Here is a 17,359-nt window from a genome sequence, read left to right on the forward strand (position 1 = left end):
TTTTTTCGGGAAACTTATTTAGCGCCCGGGATGCTGAAACGCTTGTTGAAGCGGTCAACACGGCCACCGGTTGCAACGTCACGCTGCTTACCAGTGTAGAACGGGTGGCATTTGCCGCACACGTCCAGGTTCAGATCGTGACCCACGGTAGAGCGGATCTGGATAGAGTTACCGCAAGAGCAGTTTGCAGTAATCATTTCGTATTTCGGGTGAATATCTTTTTTCATGGGAGAACCTCAGTTAAGGCCGCGTCGCTCTTCCAGCCCTAACGCCAGACACCACGCGATGTTGAATGTAAGTTCTTTGGCGTAAAGTACACCAAAGGCGGCGAATCATACAGAATTTGACCAACGTATGCAAACTGATCCGCACGCCGCTTTCACTAATGTGTATACTAACGCGCCACTTTTCAAGTCAGGAAGATTCGATGCCCGTCGCTCACGTTGCCCTGCCCGTTCCGCTTCCCCGCACGTTTGACTATCTGCTGCCCGACAGCATGAGCGTTAAAGCGGGCTGTCGCGTGACCGTGCCCTTTGGCAAACAGCAGCGCGTAGGGATCGTCGTCTCCGTCAGCGACAAGAGCGAATTGCCGCTTAACGAACTGAAATCGGTCGTTGAGGTGCTCGACAGCGAGCCCGTTTACTCCACCAGCACCTGGCGACTGCTACTATGGGCGGCGGATTATTATCATCATCCGATTGGCGATGTTCTGTTCCACGCTTTACCGATTATGCTGCGCCAGGGCAAAAGCGCCAGCCACGCGCCAATGTGGTACTGGTTTGCGACCGAACAGGGCCAGGCGGTGGACATTAACAGCCTGAAGCGCTCCCAGAAACAACAGCAGGCGCTGGCCGCCCTGCGTCAGGGGAAAATCTGGCGCCATCAGGTCGATGAGATGGAAGTCAGCGAAACCGCGCTCCAGGCACTACGAAAAAAAGGGCTGAGCGAACTGGCAAGCGAGGCTCCGGCCCTGTATGACTGGCGGGAGCGATTTTCCGTCTCGGGCGATCGCCTGCGCCTGAACACCGAGCAGGCCACCGCCGTGGGGGCGATCCACAGCGCTTCCGGCCATTTCTCCGCCTGGCTACTGGCCGGGGTCACCGGTTCCGGCAAGACAGAAGTCTATCTCAGTGTGCTGGAAAACGTGCTCGCGCAGGGCAAACAGGCGCTGGTGATGGTGCCGGAAATTGGCCTGACGCCGCAAACCATCGCGCGCTTTCGCGAGCGGTTCAATGCGCCGGTTGAGGTGCTGCACTCTGGCCTGAATGACAGCGAACGCCTCAGCGCCTGGCTGAAAGCGAAAAACGGCGAAGCGGCGATCGTGATTGGCACCCGTTCATCACTGTTTACACCGTTCAAAAATCTTGGCGTCATCGTCATTGATGAAGAACACGACAGCTCTTATAAGCAGCAGGAAGGCTGGCGGTATCACGCCCGCGATTTGGCCGTCTATCGCGCGCACAGCGAGCAAATCCCCATTATTCTGGGCTCTGCTACCCCGGCGCTCGAAACGCTGCATAATGTTCGTCAGCGTAAATACCATATGCTGCGCCTGACGCGTCGCGCGGGGAATGCGCGTCCGGCCATTCAACACGTGCTGGATCTGAAAGGTCAGCAGGTGCAGGCGGGGTTAGCACCTGCCCTTATCACCCGGATGCGTCAGCATTTGCAGGCGGGCAATCAGGTTATTTTGTTCCTCAACAGACGCGGCTTTGCCCCGGCACTGCTGTGTCACGACTGCGGCTGGATCGCAGAATGCCCGCGCTGCGACCACTACTACACCTTCCATCAGGCCCAGCGCCATTTGCGCTGCCACCACTGCGACAGCCAGCGCCCGGTGCCGCGTCAGTGCCCGTCGTGCGGGTCAACGCACATCGTGCCGGTCGGTCTGGGCACTGAACAGCTGGAACAGGCCCTGGAGCCGTTCTTCCCGGACGTGCCCATTTCCCGAATCGACAGGGACACCACCAGCCGCAAAGGGGCGCTGGAACAGCAGCTGGCAGAAGTGCATCGCGGTGGCGCGCGCATCCTGATTGGCACCCAGATGCTGGCTAAAGGTCATCACTTCCCGGACGTGACGCTGGTTGCCCTGCTGGATGTCGATGGCGCACTGTTCTCTGCCGATTTCCGCTCAGCCGAGCGTTTTGCCCAGCTTTATACCCAGGTGGCCGGACGCGCGGGACGCGCCGGGAAACAGGGCGAAGTGGTACTGCAAACGCACCATCCTGAGCATCCGTTGCTGCAAACCCTGCTGCACAAAGGCTATGACGCCTTTGCCGAGCAGGCGCTGGCTGAACGCCAGACCATGCAGCTTCCCCCGTGGACCAGCCACGTGATCATCCGCGCGGAAGATCATAACAACCAGCAGGCGCCGCTTTTCCTGCAGCAGTTGAGAAACCTTCTGCAGGCCAGCCCGCTGGTCGATAATCAATTGTGGATTTTAGGGCCGGTTCCGGCGCTGGCCCCCAAGCGCGGCGGACGTTTTCGCTGGCAGATTTTGCTCCAGCACCCTTCGCGCATCCGTTTACAGCACATCGTCAGCGGCACGCTGGCCTTGATCAACACCCTGCCAGAAGCGCGCAAAGTGAAGTGGGTGCTTGACGTTGATCCCATCGAAGGCTGAAGCCGGATCGAAAAATTTAACGTCCCTCATACTTTTTATGAAAATTCTGTAACCGATTCCATTAACTATCTGTAAAAATGGTGGCGTCAGAAGTTCGGTGTTCAGGCGAGGAGAAGACATTGAAGTCCAGGAAAGAGGTTGCCACGGCGACCATGAAAGACGTTGCCCAGAAAGCACAAGTCTCTACGGCAACCGTGTCCCGCGCATTAATGAACCCGGATAAAGTCTCTCAGGCGACCCGCAACCGGGTAGAACAGGCCGCGCTGGAAGTGGGGTATTTCCCACAGGCGATGGGGCGTAACGTTAAACGTAATGAGTCGCGGACCATCCTGGTGATCGTACCGGACATCTGCGATCCCTTCTTCAGCGAAATTATTCGCGGCATCGAAGTGACCGCTGCGGAGCAAGGGTATCTGGTGCTCATTGGCGACTGCGCGCACCAGAATCAGCAGGAAAAAACCTTTATCGACCTCATTATCACCAAGCAGATCGACGGCATGCTGCTGCTTGGTTCGCGCCTGCCGTTTGATGCCAGCATTGAAGAGCAGCGCAATTTACCGCCGATGGTGATGGCCAACGAGTTTGCGCCGGAGCTGGAACTGCCAACGGTGCATATTGATAACCTGACCGCCGCGTTCAACGCCGTTAACTACCTGCAGGAGCTGGGGCATAAACGGATTGGCTGCATTGCCGGGCCAGAAGAGATGCCGCTGTGTCACTATCGCCTGCAGGGCTATGTTCAGGCGCTTCGCCGAACCGGCGTGACGGTTGATCCGCACTACATTGCGCGCGGTAATTTTTCCTTCGAAGCCGGTGGTCAGGCGCTGGAAAAACTACTGGCGTTGCCTGAGCCGCCTACCGCAGTGTTCTGCCACAGCGACGTGATGGCGCTGGGGGCATTATCGTATGCGAAACGCCGCGGCCTGCGCATACCGAAAGATTTGTCGATTATCGGTTTCGATAATATTTCGCTTTCAGAATTTTGCGATCCCCCGCTCTCAACCGTTTCGCAACCACGCTACGACATTGGCCGTGAAGCGATGCTTCTTTTGCTCGATCAGTTGCAGGGTCAAACAGTTAGCAGCGGATCGAGGTTGCTGGACTGCGAACTGATTATTCGTGGTTCTACCCAGGCATTGACTTAAAGTAAATGTCTTTAGGACACCCTTATCTGGTCAAAGCCCCGCCGCTTAAGTAACATGGCGGACTGACGAACGAATAAATACAGCGAAACGATAGTGGCACAACGAGATTATGTACGTCGCGGCCAGCCGGCACCTTCGCGACGCAAAAAGAGTAGCGCAAAGAAAAAGCAACGTAACCTGCCTGCTGTCTCGCCAGCAATGGTCGCTATTGCTGCGGCGGTACTGGTGGCCTTCATCGGCGGCCTGTACTTTATCACGCACCATAAAAAAGAAGAGGCTGAGGCCCTTCAGGGCAACAAAGTGGTTGGAAATGGTCTGCCACCGAAGCCTGAAGAGCGCTGGCGCTATATTAAAGAGCTGGAAAGCCGTCAGCCTGGCGTGCGTGCGCCGACCGAGCCATCCGCCGGTGGCGAGGTGAAAAATGCCGATCAGCTAACGGACGAACAGCGTCAGTTGCTGGCACAGATGCAGGCCGATATGCGCCAGCAGCCTACGCAGCTGAATGAAGTGCCGTGGAATGAACAAACGCCGGCGCAGCGTCAGCAAACACTGCAACTGCAGCGCCAGCGTCAGGCACAGATTCAGCAGCAACAACAACAGCAGCAGTGGACGCAAAACCAGCCGGTACAGCAGCCTAAAGCGCAGCCGCGCGTGACGGAACAGCCGTACCAGCAGCCGCAAACGCGAACGGCGCAGTCTCAGCCTGCTCAGCAGCCAAAGGCCCAGACGCAGAAGCAAACGGCTCAACCGTATCAGGATCTGCTGCAGACGCCTGCGCATACCACCGCGCAGCAGCCGAAAACACAGCAGGCCGCACCGGTCACCAAAGAGACCGAGGCACCGAAGCAGACGGCTGAGAAGAAAGACGAACGCCGCTGGATGGTGCAGTGCGGTTCGTTCAAAGGTGCCGAGCAGGCCGAAACGGTCCGCGCTCAGCTGGCATTTGAAGGATTTGACTCGCGCATTACCACCAATAACGGCTGGAATCGCGTGGTGATTGGCCCGGTCAAAGGCAAAGAAAATGCCGATGGCACCATTTCTCGTTTGAAAGTCGCCGGTCACACAAACTGCATCCGACTTGCTTCCGGGGGTTGAAACCCCCAAATTCCCCCCCATCTATCTTTCTATTCAGCCCTGAGCACAGGCTCAGGGCTTCTGTTTCCCGATTCTGTAACCAGGGGGTCTGCTCGTGACAACAATAGTAAGTGTACGCCGTAACGGCCACGTGGTAATCGCCGGTGATGGCCAGGCCACGCTGGGTAATACCGTAATGAAAGGCAACGTGAAAAAAGTCCGTCGTTTATACAACGACAAAGTGATCGCCGGTTTTGCAGGCGGCACGGCTGATGCTTTCACGCTGTTTGAACTGTTTGAACGTAAACTGGAAATGCACCAGGGTCATCTGGTGAAAGCCGCCGTGGAGCTGGCGAAAGACTGGCGAACCGACCGCATGCTGCGCAAACTCGAAGCGCTGCTGGCCGTGGCCGATGAAACCGCATCGCTGATCATCACCGGTAACGGTGACGTCATTCAGCCGGAAAACGACCTGATTGCCATCGGCTCTGGCGGCCCTTATGCCCAGGCTGCGGCTCGCGCACTGTTGGAGAATACCGACATGAATGCGCGTGATATCGCGGTGAAGGCGTTGGATATTGCGGGTGATATCTGCATCTATACCAACCACAACCACACCATCGAAGAATTGACCTCTAAAGCGTAAGGATCTCCCATGTCTGAAATGACCCCACGCGAAATTGTCAGCGAACTGGACAAACATATTATCGGCCAGGATAACGCCAAGCGTTCCGTGGCTATTGCTCTGCGTAACCGCTGGCGCCGCATGCAGCTCGACGAAGAGCTGCGCCATGAAGTGACGCCAAAAAACATTCTGATGATCGGCCCAACCGGTGTCGGTAAAACCGAAATCGCGCGCCGTCTGGCTAAACTGGCTAACGCGCCGTTCATCAAAGTTGAAGCCACTAAGTTCACCGAAGTGGGCTATGTAGGTAAAGAAGTTGACTCTATCATCCGCGATCTGACCGACTCGGCAATCAAGATGGTTCGCGTTCAGGCGATCGAGAAAAACCGCTATCGCGCGGAAGAGATGGCTGAAGAGCGTATTCTTGACGTGCTGATCCCGCCGGCGAAAAACAACTGGGGCCAGGCTGAACAGCAGGCTGAACCGTCTGCGGCACGTCAGGCATTCCGCAAAAAGCTGCGCGAAGGCCAGCTGGATGACAAAGAGATTGAGATCGATCTCGCCGCCGCGCCAATGGGTGTGGAAATCATGGCGCCTCCTGGCATGGAGGAGATGACCAGCCAGCTGCAGTCCATGTTCCAGAACCTGGGCGGTCAGAAACAGAAAGCGCGTAAGCTGAAAATAAAAGATGCGATGAAGCTGCTGATTGAAGAAGAAGCAGCAAAGCTGGTGAACCCGGAAGAGCTGAAGCAGGATGCTATCGACGCGGTTGAGCAGCACGGTATCGTGTTTATCGACGAAATCGATAAGATCTGTAAGCGCGGTAACGCGTCCGGCCCGGATGTCTCCCGTGAAGGCGTGCAGCGCGACCTGCTGCCGCTGGTAGAAGGTTGCACCGTCTCCACCAAGCACGGGATGGTTAAAACGGACCACATCCTGTTTATCGCATCCGGTGCGTTCCAGATTGCCAGCCCGTCTGACCTGATCCCGGAACTGCAGGGTCGTCTGCCTATCCGCGTTGAGCTGCAGGCGCTGACCACTGAAGATTTCGAACGTATCCTGACCGAGCCAAACGCGTCTGTGACCGTACAGTACAAAGCGCTGATGGCGACCGAAGGCGTGAACATTGAGTTCACCGAAGACGGTATCAAACGCATCGCCCAGGCGGCCTGGCAGGTCAACGAAACCACCGAGAACATCGGTGCGCGTCGTCTGCACACGGTGCTGGAACGCCTGATGGAAGATATCTCTTATGATGCGAGCGACCTGAACGGTCAAACCATTACCATTGACGCAGAATATGTGGGTAAACACCTGGATGCGTTAGTGGCAGATGAAGATCTGAGCCGTTTTATCCTATAATCGCGGTTACTGCATTCTCATCACATTTAATGGGGGCTAATGCCCCCATTTTTTTGGCTTAATAACTATGACTGATATCAGCCGTACTCAGGCGTGGCTCGAAAGTCTGCGCCCTAAAACCCTTCCTCTGGCCTTTGCCGCGATTATCGTCGGTACCGTCCTTGCCTGGTGGCAGGGGTATTTCAATCCGCTGGTTGCCGTGCTGGCGCTGGTCACCGCCGGTTTGTTGCAGATCCTCTCTAATCTCGCCAACGACTACGGCGATGCGGTTAAAGGTAGCGATAAGCCTGACCGTATCGGCCCTCTGCGCGGGATGCAGAAAGGGGTGATTACGCAGGCACAGATGAAGCGCGCGTTGATTATCACCGTGGTACTGATTTGTTTATCCGGCCTCGCGCTGGTGACGGTCGCCTCGAAAACCACCAGTGATTTCATTGGTTTTCTGGTGCTGGGCCTGCTCGCTATTATCGCCGCCATTACCTATACCGTCGGCACGCGCCCTTACGGTTATATCGGCCTGGGTGATATTTCCGTGCTGGTATTTTTTGGCTGGCTGAGCGTGATGGGCAGCTGGTACTTACAGGCGCATACGCTTATCCCTGCCCTGTTCCTGCCCGCCACCGCCTGCGGTCTGCTGGCAACGGCGGTACTTAACATCAACAATCTGCGCGATATCGACAGCGACCGTAAGAACGGCAAAAACACGCTAGCCGTGCGTCTGGGGCCGGTTAACGCGCGTCGCTATCATGCCTGCCTGCTGATGGGCGCCCTGCTCTGCCTCGCGCTGTTCAACCTGATCTCGCTGCATAGTCTCTGGGGCTGGCTGTTTGTGCTCGCCGCGCCGCTGCTGATTAAACAGGCCCGCTTTGTGATGCGTGAGCTCAGCCCGGCAGCCATGCCACCGATGCTTGAGCGCACGGTAAAAGGCGCATTGCTCACTAACCTGTTGTTCGTGATAGGGATTGTCCTGAGCCAGACGCTGAGTTAACTGACAAATATCAATTAACAATTGATGATTTTGCCAACAACGCATTTCGCACGATATACTGAACACATTCGCAGCAACAGAGCGTTAAACCTATGAAATACGATACCTCCGAGCTTTGTGACATCTACCAGGAAGATGTCAACGTCGTTGAACCGCTGTTCTCCAACTTTGGTGGACGGTCTTCGTTTGGCGGACAAATCATCACGGTGAAATGTTTCGAGGATAACGGGTTGCTGTACGATCTGCTCGAACAGAACGGTCGTGGTCGCGTGCTGCTGGTTGATGGCGGCGGCTCCGTACGTCGTGCATTGATTGACGCGGAACTGGCCGGAATTGCCGTGCAAAATGAATGGGAAGGCATTGTGGTCTACGGTTCAGTCCGCCAGGTGGACGACCTCGAAGACCTCGATATCGGCATTCAGGCGATTGCCGCCATTCCGGTAGGCGCCGCAGGTGAAGGCATTGGCGAAAGCGATATCCGCGTCAATTTCGGCGGCGTGACCTTCTTCTCCGGCGACCATCTCTATGCCGATAACACCGGCATTATCCTCTCCGAAGATCCGCTGGATATTGAGTAGTAAACAGTAAGCGAGCGCCATAAAAAAACCGCCATCAGCAATGTGGCGGTTTTTTTGTCCCTTGGGATTCGCGGTCCGTTGGGAAGGCTTGCAGGCTAATACCAAGGATCTTCATCATACTCTCGTCCAAACCTTGGGCAACCCCTCAGAAGCTTTATAAAATCCTAATTCTTTATGAATACCTTAACACCACGGTTGCTGCTTATTATGATGCAGCGTCCCTTTCCGCCATCTCGCAAATGGGCATCGGTCCAGGGAAAGGTGTATTCACAACCGTAATACAGGCTAATACCAGGGCTTGTGTCCACCAACTTATCACCGGTGGTGAACGGTGGAGCGGTTAGCTGCAGGGACCGCATAATGAAACGCTATTTATGTATCGCGTTCATTGTCGCCAGCGTACTCGTTGTGAAGAGTGATGAACCCAATGTGTTCTTTGCTTTTGCTACGACAGCGCAGGACAAGTAGCGTTAAGGCCGCCTTGGGCGGTCTTTTTTATGGTTATTACCCATTCGCGATAACCATAAAAAAGCCGGGTGGCGGCTTCGCCTTACCCGGCCTACTCAGTTCAATCCCAGGGGAATTAAACCTCTTCCATACGTCCCAGCAGCGCCTGCAGACGTTCCTGCCAGCCGTTCTGCTGTTCACGCAGCTGGTTGTTTTCGCGCTCCAGTTCTTCACGGCCGTGCTGAGCTGTCTGCACTTCTTGCGCCAGGCTGTTGTTCTTTTCTTTCAGCTCTTCAATTTCCATCTGCAGCAGCGTGATGGTGTCAATCGCCTGCTGTACTTTCGATTCCAGTTTCTCAAACACTTCTAAAGACATGATCCTACCTCTCCTGAATTGCAAGGCGACGCTTTAACGTAAACGCGCACAACATCTATGCCGATTGTATGAAGCCCCGTCGCCCCTGTCCAGCGACACACCGCGCAGATCGCGGTTTGCAACACTTTTCGGCCTCGTCCTGGTGCGTTCGCGGCAATTACCCCTAAGTTGTTAACTCATTAGTTAATGAAATGATTCAGCTCACACTCTCTCGCTGATGCAAAAATGCGCTTTATGGCGCGTAAACGCTCATTTTATTGACGCAGACCACACATTTTGATTTCGATATTTCTCGTTTTTGCTCGTTAACGATAAATTAACACTATGTCTACAGGACATCATGGCTGTCACGGGCGGCCATGCTAACAATAAACATCAATCTCTTCAGGATTCCGATTATGAGTCAGACATCAACCTTAAAAGGCCAGTGCATTGCCGAGTTCCTTGGTACCGGGTTGTTGATATTCTTCGGAGTGGGCTGTGTTGCTGCACTGAAAGTGGCAGGTGCCAGTTTTGGTCAGTGGGAAATCAGTATTATCTGGGGTCTGGGTGTGGCAATGGCCATCTACCTGACTGCAGGGGTTTCTGGCGCACATCTTAACCCGGCGGTGACCATCGCACTGTGGCTGTTCGCGTGCTTCGACGGACGCAAAGTTGTTCCTTTCATTATTTCTCAATTTGCCGGCGCGTTTTGCGCAGCGGCGTTAGTTTACGGGCTTTATTACAATCTTTTCATCGACTTCGAACAGACGCATCATATGGTGCGCGGCAGCGTCGAAAGTCTGGACCTGGCAGGTATCTTCTCAACATATCCAAACCCGCATATCAATTTTGTGCAGGCGTTCGCAGTTGAAATGGTGATTACCGCTATTCTGATGGGCGTTATCCTGGCGCTGACCGACGACGGAAACGGCATTCCGCGCGGCCCGCTGGCACCTCTGCTGATTGGCCTGCTGATTGCGGTGATCGGTGCATCCATGGGCCCGCTGACCGGCTTCGCGATGAACCCGGCGCGTGATATCGGACCAAAAGCGTTCGCCTTTATCGCAGGCTGGGGCGACGTGGCCTTCACCGGTGGCAAAGACATTCCTTACTTCCTGGTTCCGCTGTTTGCGCCGGTTGTCGGGGCTGCGCTGGGTGCGTTTAGCTATCGCAAATTAATTGGTCGCCACTTACCGTGCGACACCTGTGTGGACGAGGAGAAAGAGACGACTTCTACCGCACAACAAAAAGCTTCGCTGTAATCTGACTACGGGACTTACACCATGACCGAAAAAAAATATATCGTTGCGCTCGACCAGGGCACCACCAGCTCCCGCGCTGTCGTAATGGATCATGACGCGAACATTGTCAGCGTGTCACAGCGTGAATTTGAGCAAATCTATCCTCGTCCAGGCTGGGTAGAGCACGACCCGATGGAGATCTGGGCATCGCAAAGCTCCACGCTGGTCGAAGTGCTGGCGAAAGCCGATATCAGTTCTGACGAAATAGCCGCGATTGGTATTACCAACCAGCGTGAAACGACAATCGTCTGGGAACGTGAAACCGGCAAGCCAATTTATAACGCCATCGTCTGGCAGTGTCGTCGTACGTCAGAGATTTGCGAACAGCTGAAGCGCGACGGTATGGAAGAGTACGTCCGCAGCGCCACGGGCCTGGTGGTCGACCCGTATTTCTCGGGTACCAAAGTGAAGTGGATCCTTGACCACGTGGAAGGTTCACGTGAGCGTGCAAAACGCGGCGAACTGCTGTTCGGTACCGTCGATACCTGGCTTATCTGGAAGATGACCCAGGGTCGCGTCCACGTCACGGACTACACCAACGCCTCGCGCACCATGCTGTTCAACATCAACACGCTGGAGTGGGATGACAAGATGCTGGACGCGCTGGATATTCCACGCGCTATGCTGCCAGAAGTACGTAAATCTTCTGAAGTGTACGGTCAGACCAACATCGGTGGTAAAGGCGGCACGCGTATTCCTATCGCCGGTATCGCCGGTGACCAGCAGGCGGCGCTGTTCGGCCAGCTGTGTGTTAAAGAAGGGATGGCGAAAAACACCTACGGTACCGGCTGCTTTATGCTGATGAATACCGGCGAGAAAGCGGTGAAATCAGAAAACGGTCTGCTGACCACCATCGCCTGCGGCCCACGCGGTGAAGTCAACTATGCGCTGGAAGGTGCGGTGTTCATGGCGGGTGCATCCATCCAGTGGCTGCGCGACGAGATGAAGCTTATCAGCGATGCGTTCGACTCCGAGTACTTCGCCACCAAAGTGAAGGATACCAACGGCGTGTACGTGGTACCTGCGTTTACCGGTCTGGGCGCACCGTACTGGGATCCGTATGCACGCGGCGCGATTTTCGGCCTGACGCGTGGCGTGAATTCTAACCACATTATTCGCGCCACCCTGGAATCTATCGCTTACCAGACGCGCGACGTACTGGAAGCGATGCAGGCTGACTCCGGCATCCGTCTGCACGCTCTGCGCGTGGACGGCGGTGCGGTCGCGAACAACTTCCTGATGCAGTTCCAGTCCGACATTCTGGGCACCCGCGTGGAACGCCCGGAAGTGCGCGAAGTGACCGCGCTGGGTGCGGCGTACCTTGCGGGTCTGGCGGTCGGCTTCTGGCAGAATCTGGACGAGCTGCAGGAAAAAGCGGTTATCGAACGTGAATTCCGCCCTGGCATCGAAACCACCGAGCGTAACTACCGCTACAGCGGCTGGAAGAAAGCGGTGAAACGCGCCCTGGCGTGGGAAGAGCACGAAGAGTAATCATACATTCCCTCTCCCTCGGGGAGAGGGTCAGGGTGAGGGGCTCCGGCTGCACCGGTCCCCTCGCCTCGCCCCACTCTGTGATAAACTTCGTGCAATTCCTTTTGATTGCACGAGTACCTCATGAAACGTGAACTTGCTATCGAGTTTTCCCGCGTTACCGAAGCCGCTGCCCTGGCAGGCTATAAATGGCTTGGCCGTGGCGACAAAAATACCGCCGACGGTGCGGCTGTCCATGCCATGCGCATTGTCCTCAATCAGGTCAATATTGACGGCACTATTGTGATCGGCGAAGGCGAGATCGACGAAGCGCCAATGCTCTACATCGGTGAAAAAGTGGGTACCGGCAAAGGCGATGCCGTGGATATCGCCGTCGACCCGATCGAAGGCACACGCATGACGGCGATGGGTCAGGCCAACGCGCTGGCCGTGCTGGCCGTGGGTGATAAAGGCTGCTTCCTCAACGCACCGGATATGTACATGGAAAAGCTGATTGTCGGTCCTGGCGCGAAAGGCGCCATCGACCTCAGCCTGCCGCTGGAAGAGAACCTGCGTAATGTCGCCAGCGCGCTGAACAAGCCGCTGAGCGAACTCACCGTCACCATTCTGGCGAAACCACGTCACGACGCTACCATCGCGCAGATGCAAAAGCTGGGCGTACGCGTGTTTGCCATCCCGGATGGCGACGTGGCGGCCTCCATTCTGACCTGCATGCCAGACAGTGAAGTGGATGTCCTGTACGGTATTGGCGGCGCGCCGGAAGGCGTGGTCTCTGCTGCGGTGATCCGCGCGCTGGATGGCGACATGCAGGCCCGCCTGTTGCCCCGTCATGAGGTCAAAGGCGACAACGAAGAGAATCGCCGCATTGGCGAAGATGAGCTGGCGCGCTGTGAGGCAATGGGTATCGAAGCCAATAAAGTCCTCGCACTTCACGAAATGGCCCGCAGCGACAACGTTGTTTTCTCCGCGACCGGCATCACCAAAGGCGATCTGCTGGATGGCATCACCCGCAAAGGCAACATGGCGACCACGGAGACGCTGCTGATCCGCGGTAAATCGCGCACCATTCGTCGCATTCAGTCGATTCACTATCTCGACCGTAAAGACCCGGACGTACAGACGCACATTCTGTAAAACCGTTTGATCGATAGAGCTTTCCGGCCCGAATGGGCTGGATATCTTCATCACAAATACGGAAGATAGATCCGAGAAACAGCACAGGAGAAGATCATGGCGGACTGGGTAACAGGTAAAGTCACTAAGATAAAATTCTGGACCGATGCGCTATTTAGTCTCACCGTGCACGCCCCCATCCATCCGTTTACGGCCGGACAGTTTGCCAAACTGGGGCTGGATATCGACGGCGAACGCGTGCAGCGCGCTTACTCGTACGTCAACGCGCCTGATAATCCGGATCTCGAGTTCTATCTGGTTACCGTCCCGGACGGCAAACTCAGCCCGCGCCTGGCGGCGCTTAAACCCGGTGATGATGTCCAGATTGTGAGTGACGCAGCAGGTTTCTTCGTGCTGGACGAAATTCCGGACTGCGAAACCCTGTGGATGCTGGCAACCGGCACGGCCATCGGCCCCTATCTCTCCATTCTGCAGTACGGCAAAGACCTGGAGCGGTTTAAAAACATCGTGCTGGTGCATGCCGCGCGTTACGCCGCAGACTTAAGCTATCTGCCGCAGATGCAGGAGCTGGAGCGGCAGTATGCCGGAAAGCTGAAAATCCAGACCGTGGTAAGCCGCGAAACGGCAGCAGGTTCGCTGACCGGCCGCGTGCCGGCATTAATTGAGAGTGGAGCCCTGGAAGAGGCCGTTGGCTTGCCGATGCGTGCCGAAACCAGCCACGTGATGCTGTGTGGTAACCCGCAGATGGTACGGGACACTCAGCAGCTTCTGAAAGATACCCGGCAGATGACGAAACACCTTCGCCGCCGACCGGGTCATATGACCGCCGAACACTACTGGTGATCAGCGGTATTTCACCTCAAGGGTGTCTTTACCGTATTTGTTTTCGCTCTGGGTGCCGATGAACGCACCCAGATCGATAACCATCATCACAAAGATAATGGTCGGTAGCAGTCTGCCCACCACCCAGGGGAGGATGGACGGAAGTATTGACCAGTTCCCGGCGACCAGCATCCACGCCAGAATAATCAGAAAAGCCCATGCACCGGAACGACCGCGATCGTGCAGGCGTTTCACCACCACGGCCGCGGTTGGCCACAATAAACAAACCAGCGCAAACGCCGCGGTTTGCGTGCTCAGCCATGCGTTATAGGCCACAAAAAACAGAAGCAGCATGGCGATAATCCACGTCGCCATCCAGATCCAGAAATCACGGCGTCCAATACGCCCTTTGAATGAAAACAACCACTGCTGTATGGTCATGTAAGGTTCCTTATTATCATATCGTGCGCATTTTACCCTGGAGTTGTGACCTTTTGACAAGCCGACCAGATATCGATTTAATCATGAGCACTTACGGCCAGGGACAATGTTGATGAAAAATTCGGCACACCTTCTTTTCCTGTGTTTCGCGATGCTGAGCGCCGGTCTCCCCCTGCACGCCGCCGAACCCCCTGCTCCGACAACCGCGCCCTACCTTCTGGCGGGTGCGCCATCGTTCGATCAGTCCATCAGTCAGTTTCGTGAAACGTTTAACAAAACCAATCCAACGCTGCCGCTGGATGAATTTCGCGCCATTGATGGCGCACGCGATACTCCAAACCTGACCCGTGCCGCCAGCAAGATTAACGAAAACTTGTACGCTTCCACTGCGCTGGAGCGCGGTACGCTAAAAATCAAAAGTATGCAGATCACCTGGCTGCCGATTCAGGGGCCAGAGCAGAAAGCCGCGAAGGCGAAGGCGCTGGAGTACATGAGCGCGGTGCTGCAGGCGTTTACGCCCGCACTGACGAAAAAACAGAGCCAACAAAAGCTGCAAAAACTGCTGGTTGCGGGTAAAAACAAGCGCTATTACACCGAAACCGAAGGCGCGGTGCGCTATGTGGTGGCGGATAACGGCGAAAAAGGCCTGACCTTCGCTGTTGAACCGATTAAGCTGGCACTATCTGACACACTCGGAGGGGCGAATTAATGACAAAAAGCAAAGCCTTTCGAGGGAAAATCTCTATACTGATTCACAGACCATGCTGCCCGTCAGGGTGGCCATATTCCTTAATTCGCTTATTTAGCGTGGAGAATTGAAATGCGACATCCTTTAGTGATGGGTAACTGGAAACTGAACGGCAGCCGCCACATGGTAAACGAACTGGTTGCGAACCTGCGTAAAGAGCTGGCTGGCGTGACTGGCTGCGCGGTTGCTATCGCTCCGCCGGATATGTACCTGGATCTGGCTAAACGTGCCGCTGACGGCAGCCACATCATTCTGGGCGCACAGAACGTTGACGTTAACCTGTCTGGCGCATTCACCGGTGAAACCTCCGCTGAAATGCTGAAAGATATCGGCGCCAAATACATCATCATCGGCCACTCTGAGCGTCGCACCTACCACAAAGAATCCGACGAGTTCATCGCGAAGAAATTTGCGGTGCTGAAAGAGCAGGGTCTGATCCCGGTTCTGTGCATCGGTGAAACCGAAGCAGAAAACGAAGCAGGCAAAACGGAAGAAGTGTGCGCACGTCAGATCGACGCTGTGCTGAAGACGCAGGGCGCGGCAGCATTCGAAGGCGCGGTTATCGCTTACGAGCCAGTCTGGGCGATCGGTACCGGCAAATCTGCAACCCCAGCGCAGGCTCAGGCGGTTCACAAATTCATCCGTGACCACATTGCTAAAGCCGACGCGAAAGTGGCAGAGCAGGTCATCATCCAGTACGGCGGTTCCGTAAATGCCTCTAACGCGGCAGAACTGTTCACCCAGCCAGACATCGATGGCGCGCTGGTTGGCGGTGCATCCCTGAAAGCTGACGCTTTCGCGGTGATCGTTAAAGCGGCAGAAGCGGCTAAACAGGCGTAATGCTGTTGTGGCGGGTGGCGCTTGCGCTTACCCGCCCTACAAAATCGCTACAAACGACCTAAAACGCTAAACCACAGATAATCCAGCGGCAGCAGCACCAGATACGTGGCAATTGCCAGCGCCAGACAGAGCACCATCCCCGCCCTTGCAGGCACCTTTCCTAAGCCCATCGCCACCACTATCGGCGACGCCTGATACGGCAGCAGCGGCGTGGAATAGCCCAGCACCTGAATCATGATGACAGACAATAGCGGAAAGCCCGTCGCCTCTGAAAAATTCTGCGCCAGCGTGGTATAGAGCGCCGGAACACCGTTAGCCGTCATAATAAAGTTCATTGCCGTAGTGATCCCGGTCAGCGCCAGGAAACTGGTGAACGGTCTGTCGGCGTCCAGCGGCATTATCTTCAGCAACGCCTCCCCCACCGCCGGACCGATACCGGTTTGCGTCACCACAATGGCCAAACCGAGGATGCCTGCCACATAAATACAGGTGCGCATATTCACCCCCGCCGAGAACTCTTCTCCGGTGATAAAACCTACGCGTGGCAGCATCACAATGACCGATGCCGCAAGTCCGGTCCATGCCGGCCCCACACCGTGCCAGCTCTCCGTCACCCACATTCCCAATACCACCGCCAGCAGCCAGGCAAGGCGTTTTTCATCACGCCCCATCGGTTCAGCGGGCGCCAGATCCCTGGGCGGCTTCGGGCTGCCGGGGAATAACCAGCAGATTAAACCAATCAGAATCAACCCTTTGAGAATACCGAGCACGGGCGTGTGCAGCAGCAGATAAGGCACGTAGTTCAGATGAATACCGTATGATCCCTCTGCCGCGCCGCTCATCACCAGATTGGGAACGTTGGCAGGCAGGATGGTGGCCGAAAGCTGGAAGGTGCCGAAACCAACGGCCAGCGCCAGGCCAAACCAGGCGCGCGATCCGTCGGCAATACCGGCACGTTTTGCCATCGCGGCCACGATGGGCATCAGCAGCGCGATACGCCCCATGTTCGACGGCATCACAAACGCCAGGGCATAACTCAGCAGAACCACGCTGGCCACCATTAGCACCCAGGAGTCAGTAAGCCGGGCGGAGAGCGCCCGTGCAGCCCTGTCAGCCAGACCGGTTTTCCGGATTGCCACACCAAGCACAAAGCCGCTGAACACCAGCCAGAAGGCAGACGAGGCAAAGCCGCCAAAAATGACCTCCGGCGGGGCAATTCTGGCGGTCATCGCTGCCGTGAAGAACAGCAGCGCGGTAATGAATTCCGGCAATAGCGACGTCGCCCATAACACAATGGTGACGCCGACGATCGCTGAGGGCACAAACAGAGGGTGGGTTAACCAGAGCGACATGCCTGTCTCCTGTCGTTTTTTTCAGCAAGT

17 protein-coding genes are annotated in these 17,359 nt (G+C 55.8%); 13 read left to right on the top strand and 4 right to left on the bottom strand.

Features of this window, described 5'->3' with window-relative positions; translation table 11 throughout:
- Nucleotides 1-14 precede the first annotated feature (14 nt).
- Entirely contained in the window at nt 15-227 is a 213-nt protein-coding gene (gene rpmE, locus EQV24_RS22235) for a 50S ribosomal protein L31 (RefSeq protein ID WP_003862040.1), read from the bottom strand.
- A 200-nt stretch (nt 228-427) separates the two neighbouring features.
- Between rpmE and priA the strand changes: the two genes are divergently transcribed.
- The 7 genes from priA (at nt 428) to rraA (ending at nt 8,395) form a co-directional block, all read left to right on the top strand.
- Nucleotides 428-2,623 carry a primosomal protein N' gene (gene priA, locus EQV24_RS22240; protein WP_020686910.1) on the top strand — a complete coding sequence of 732 codons (2,196 nt, stop codon included), beginning with the start codon at nt 428-430 and terminating at the stop codon, nt 2,621-2,623.
- Between the two features lie 119 nt (nt 2,624-2,742).
- Nucleotides 2,743-3,768 carry a DNA-binding transcriptional regulator CytR gene (gene cytR / locus EQV24_RS22245; protein ID WP_013099311.1) on the top strand — a complete coding sequence of 342 codons (1,026 nt, stop codon included), beginning with the start codon at nt 2,743-2,745 and terminating at the stop codon, nt 3,766-3,768.
- Between the two features lie 93 nt (nt 3,769-3,861).
- Entirely contained in the window at nt 3,862-4,863 is a 1,002-nt protein-coding gene (gene ftsN, locus EQV24_RS22250) for a cell division protein FtsN (protein ID WP_028028089.1), read from the top strand.
- A 94-nt stretch (nt 4,864-4,957) separates the two neighbouring features.
- On the top strand, nt 4,958-5,488 hold the full coding sequence (hslV, locus tag EQV24_RS22255) for an ATP-dependent protease subunit HslV (protein ID WP_008501802.1): 531 nt from the start codon (nt 4,958-4,960) through the stop codon (nt 5,486-5,488).
- A gap of 9 nt (nt 5,489-5,497) precedes the next feature.
- The gene (gene hslU, locus EQV24_RS22260; RefSeq protein WP_013099313.1) at nt 5,498-6,829 is read left to right on the top strand and encodes an HslU--HslV peptidase ATPase subunit; all 1,332 of its coding nucleotides are present in this window, start codon (nt 5,498-5,500) and stop codon (nt 6,827-6,829) included.
- A gap of 67 nt (nt 6,830-6,896) precedes the next feature.
- Nucleotides 6,897-7,817: a 1,4-dihydroxy-2-naphthoate polyprenyltransferase gene (gene menA, locus EQV24_RS22265; RefSeq protein WP_058679176.1), complete on the top strand. Its 921-nt coding sequence runs from the start codon at nt 6,897-6,899 to the stop codon at nt 7,815-7,817.
- Nucleotides 7,818-7,909: 92 nt separating this feature from the next.
- Nucleotides 7,910-8,395 carry a ribonuclease E activity regulator RraA gene (rraA, locus tag EQV24_RS22270; RefSeq protein ID WP_013099315.1) on the top strand — a complete coding sequence of 162 codons (486 nt, stop codon included), beginning with the start codon at nt 7,910-7,912 and terminating at the stop codon, nt 8,393-8,395.
- Nucleotides 8,396-8,978: 583 nt separating this feature from the next.
- Here the strand turns inward: rraA and zapB are convergent.
- A complete protein-coding gene (gene zapB, locus EQV24_RS22275) occupies nt 8,979-9,218 on the bottom strand; it encodes a septal ring assembly protein ZapB (RefSeq protein WP_013099316.1) in 240 nt (79 codons plus the stop codon).
- A gap of 398 nt (nt 9,219-9,616) precedes the next feature.
- Here zapB and EQV24_RS22280 point away from each other — a divergent pair, with 398 nt between their 5' ends.
- The 4 genes from EQV24_RS22280 (at nt 9,617) to fpr (ending at nt 13,969) form a co-directional block, all read left to right on the top strand.
- A complete protein-coding gene (locus tag EQV24_RS22280; protein ID WP_013099317.1) occupies nt 9,617-10,462 on the top strand; it encodes an MIP/aquaporin family protein in 846 nt (281 codons plus the stop codon).
- 21 nt (nt 10,463-10,483) lie between these two features.
- Nucleotides 10,484-11,992: a glycerol kinase GlpK gene (gene glpK, locus EQV24_RS22285; protein WP_013099318.1), complete on the top strand. Its 1,509-nt coding sequence runs from the start codon at nt 10,484-10,486 to the stop codon at nt 11,990-11,992.
- Nucleotides 11,993-12,115: 123 nt separating this feature from the next.
- On the top strand, nt 12,116-13,126 hold the full coding sequence (gene glpX, locus EQV24_RS22290) for a class II fructose-bisphosphatase (protein WP_013099319.1): 1,011 nt from the start codon (nt 12,116-12,118) through the stop codon (nt 13,124-13,126).
- A 96-nt stretch (nt 13,127-13,222) separates the two neighbouring features.
- A complete protein-coding gene (fpr, locus tag EQV24_RS22295; RefSeq protein WP_013099320.1) occupies nt 13,223-13,969 on the top strand; it encodes a ferredoxin--NADP(+) reductase in 747 nt (248 codons plus the stop codon).
- Here fpr and EQV24_RS22300 read toward each other — a convergent pair whose 3' ends face one another.
- Nucleotides 13,970-14,389 carry a DUF805 domain-containing protein gene (locus EQV24_RS22300; protein ID WP_020686904.1) on the bottom strand — a complete coding sequence of 140 codons (420 nt, stop codon included), beginning with the start codon at nt 14,387-14,389 and terminating at the stop codon, nt 13,970-13,972. It abuts the gene before it with no gap.
- Nucleotides 14,390-14,501: 112 nt separating this feature from the next.
- Between EQV24_RS22300 and EQV24_RS22305 the strand changes: the two genes are divergently transcribed.
- Entirely contained in the window at nt 14,502-15,098 is a 597-nt protein-coding gene (locus EQV24_RS22305) for a DUF1454 family protein (RefSeq protein ID WP_020686903.1), read from the top strand.
- Nucleotides 15,099-15,209: 111 nt separating this feature from the next.
- Complete coding sequence (tpiA, locus tag EQV24_RS22310) at nt 15,210-15,977, top strand: triose-phosphate isomerase (protein ID WP_003862019.1); 768 nt, start codon at nt 15,210-15,212, stop codon at nt 15,975-15,977.
- A gap of 47 nt (nt 15,978-16,024) precedes the next feature.
- Here the strand turns inward: tpiA and EQV24_RS22315 are convergent, their stop codons facing one another.
- On the bottom strand, nt 16,025-17,329 hold the full coding sequence (locus tag EQV24_RS22315) for an SLC13 family permease (RefSeq protein WP_095453652.1): 1,305 nt from the start codon (nt 17,327-17,329) through the stop codon (nt 16,025-16,027).
- Nucleotides 17,330-17,359 lie beyond the last annotated feature (30 nt).

The sequence above is a fragment of the Enterobacter sp. A8 genome (assembly GCF_004296595.1).
Taxonomy (GTDB): domain Bacteria; phylum Pseudomonadota; class Gammaproteobacteria; order Enterobacterales; family Enterobacteriaceae; genus Enterobacter; species Enterobacter cloacae.

Excerpts from the sequence above, each read along its gene's own strand:
- glpX (WP_013099319.1), top strand. The coding sequence starts at position 12,116 with ATGAAACGTGAACTTGCTATCGAGTTTTCCCGCGTTACCGAAGCCGCT.
- glpK (WP_013099318.1), top strand. The coding sequence starts at position 10,484 with ATGACCGAAAAAAAATATATCGTTGCGCTCGACCAGGGCACCACCAGC.
- EQV24_RS22300 (WP_020686904.1), bottom strand. The coding sequence starts at position 14,389 with ATGACCATACAGCAGTGGTTGTTTTCATTCAAAGGGCGTATTGGACGC.
- EQV24_RS22280 (WP_013099317.1), top strand. The coding sequence starts at position 9,617 with ATGAGTCAGACATCAACCTTAAAAGGCCAGTGCATTGCCGAGTTCCTT.
- tpiA (WP_003862019.1), top strand. The coding sequence starts at position 15,210 with ATGCGACATCCTTTAGTGATGGGTAACTGGAAACTGAACGGCAGCCGC.
- EQV24_RS22315 (WP_095453652.1), bottom strand. The coding sequence starts at position 17,329 with ATGTCGCTCTGGTTAACCCACCCTCTGTTTGTGCCCTCAGCGATCGTC.
- zapB (WP_013099316.1), bottom strand. The coding sequence starts at position 9,218 with ATGTCTTTAGAAGTGTTTGAGAAACTGGAATCGAAAGTACAGCAGGCG.
- rpmE (WP_003862040.1), bottom strand. The coding sequence starts at position 227 with ATGAAAAAAGATATTCACCCGAAATACGAAATGATTACTGCAAACTGC.
- priA (WP_020686910.1), top strand. The coding sequence starts at position 428 with ATGCCCGTCGCTCACGTTGCCCTGCCCGTTCCGCTTCCCCGCACGTTT.
- hslU (WP_013099313.1), top strand. The coding sequence starts at position 5,498 with ATGTCTGAAATGACCCCACGCGAAATTGTCAGCGAACTGGACAAACAT.
- EQV24_RS22305 (WP_020686903.1), top strand. The coding sequence starts at position 14,502 with ATGAAAAATTCGGCACACCTTCTTTTCCTGTGTTTCGCGATGCTGAGC.
- menA (WP_058679176.1), top strand. The coding sequence starts at position 6,897 with ATGACTGATATCAGCCGTACTCAGGCGTGGCTCGAAAGTCTGCGCCCT.
- fpr (WP_013099320.1), top strand. The coding sequence starts at position 13,223 with ATGGCGGACTGGGTAACAGGTAAAGTCACTAAGATAAAATTCTGGACC.
- rraA (WP_013099315.1), top strand. The coding sequence starts at position 7,910 with ATGAAATACGATACCTCCGAGCTTTGTGACATCTACCAGGAAGATGTC.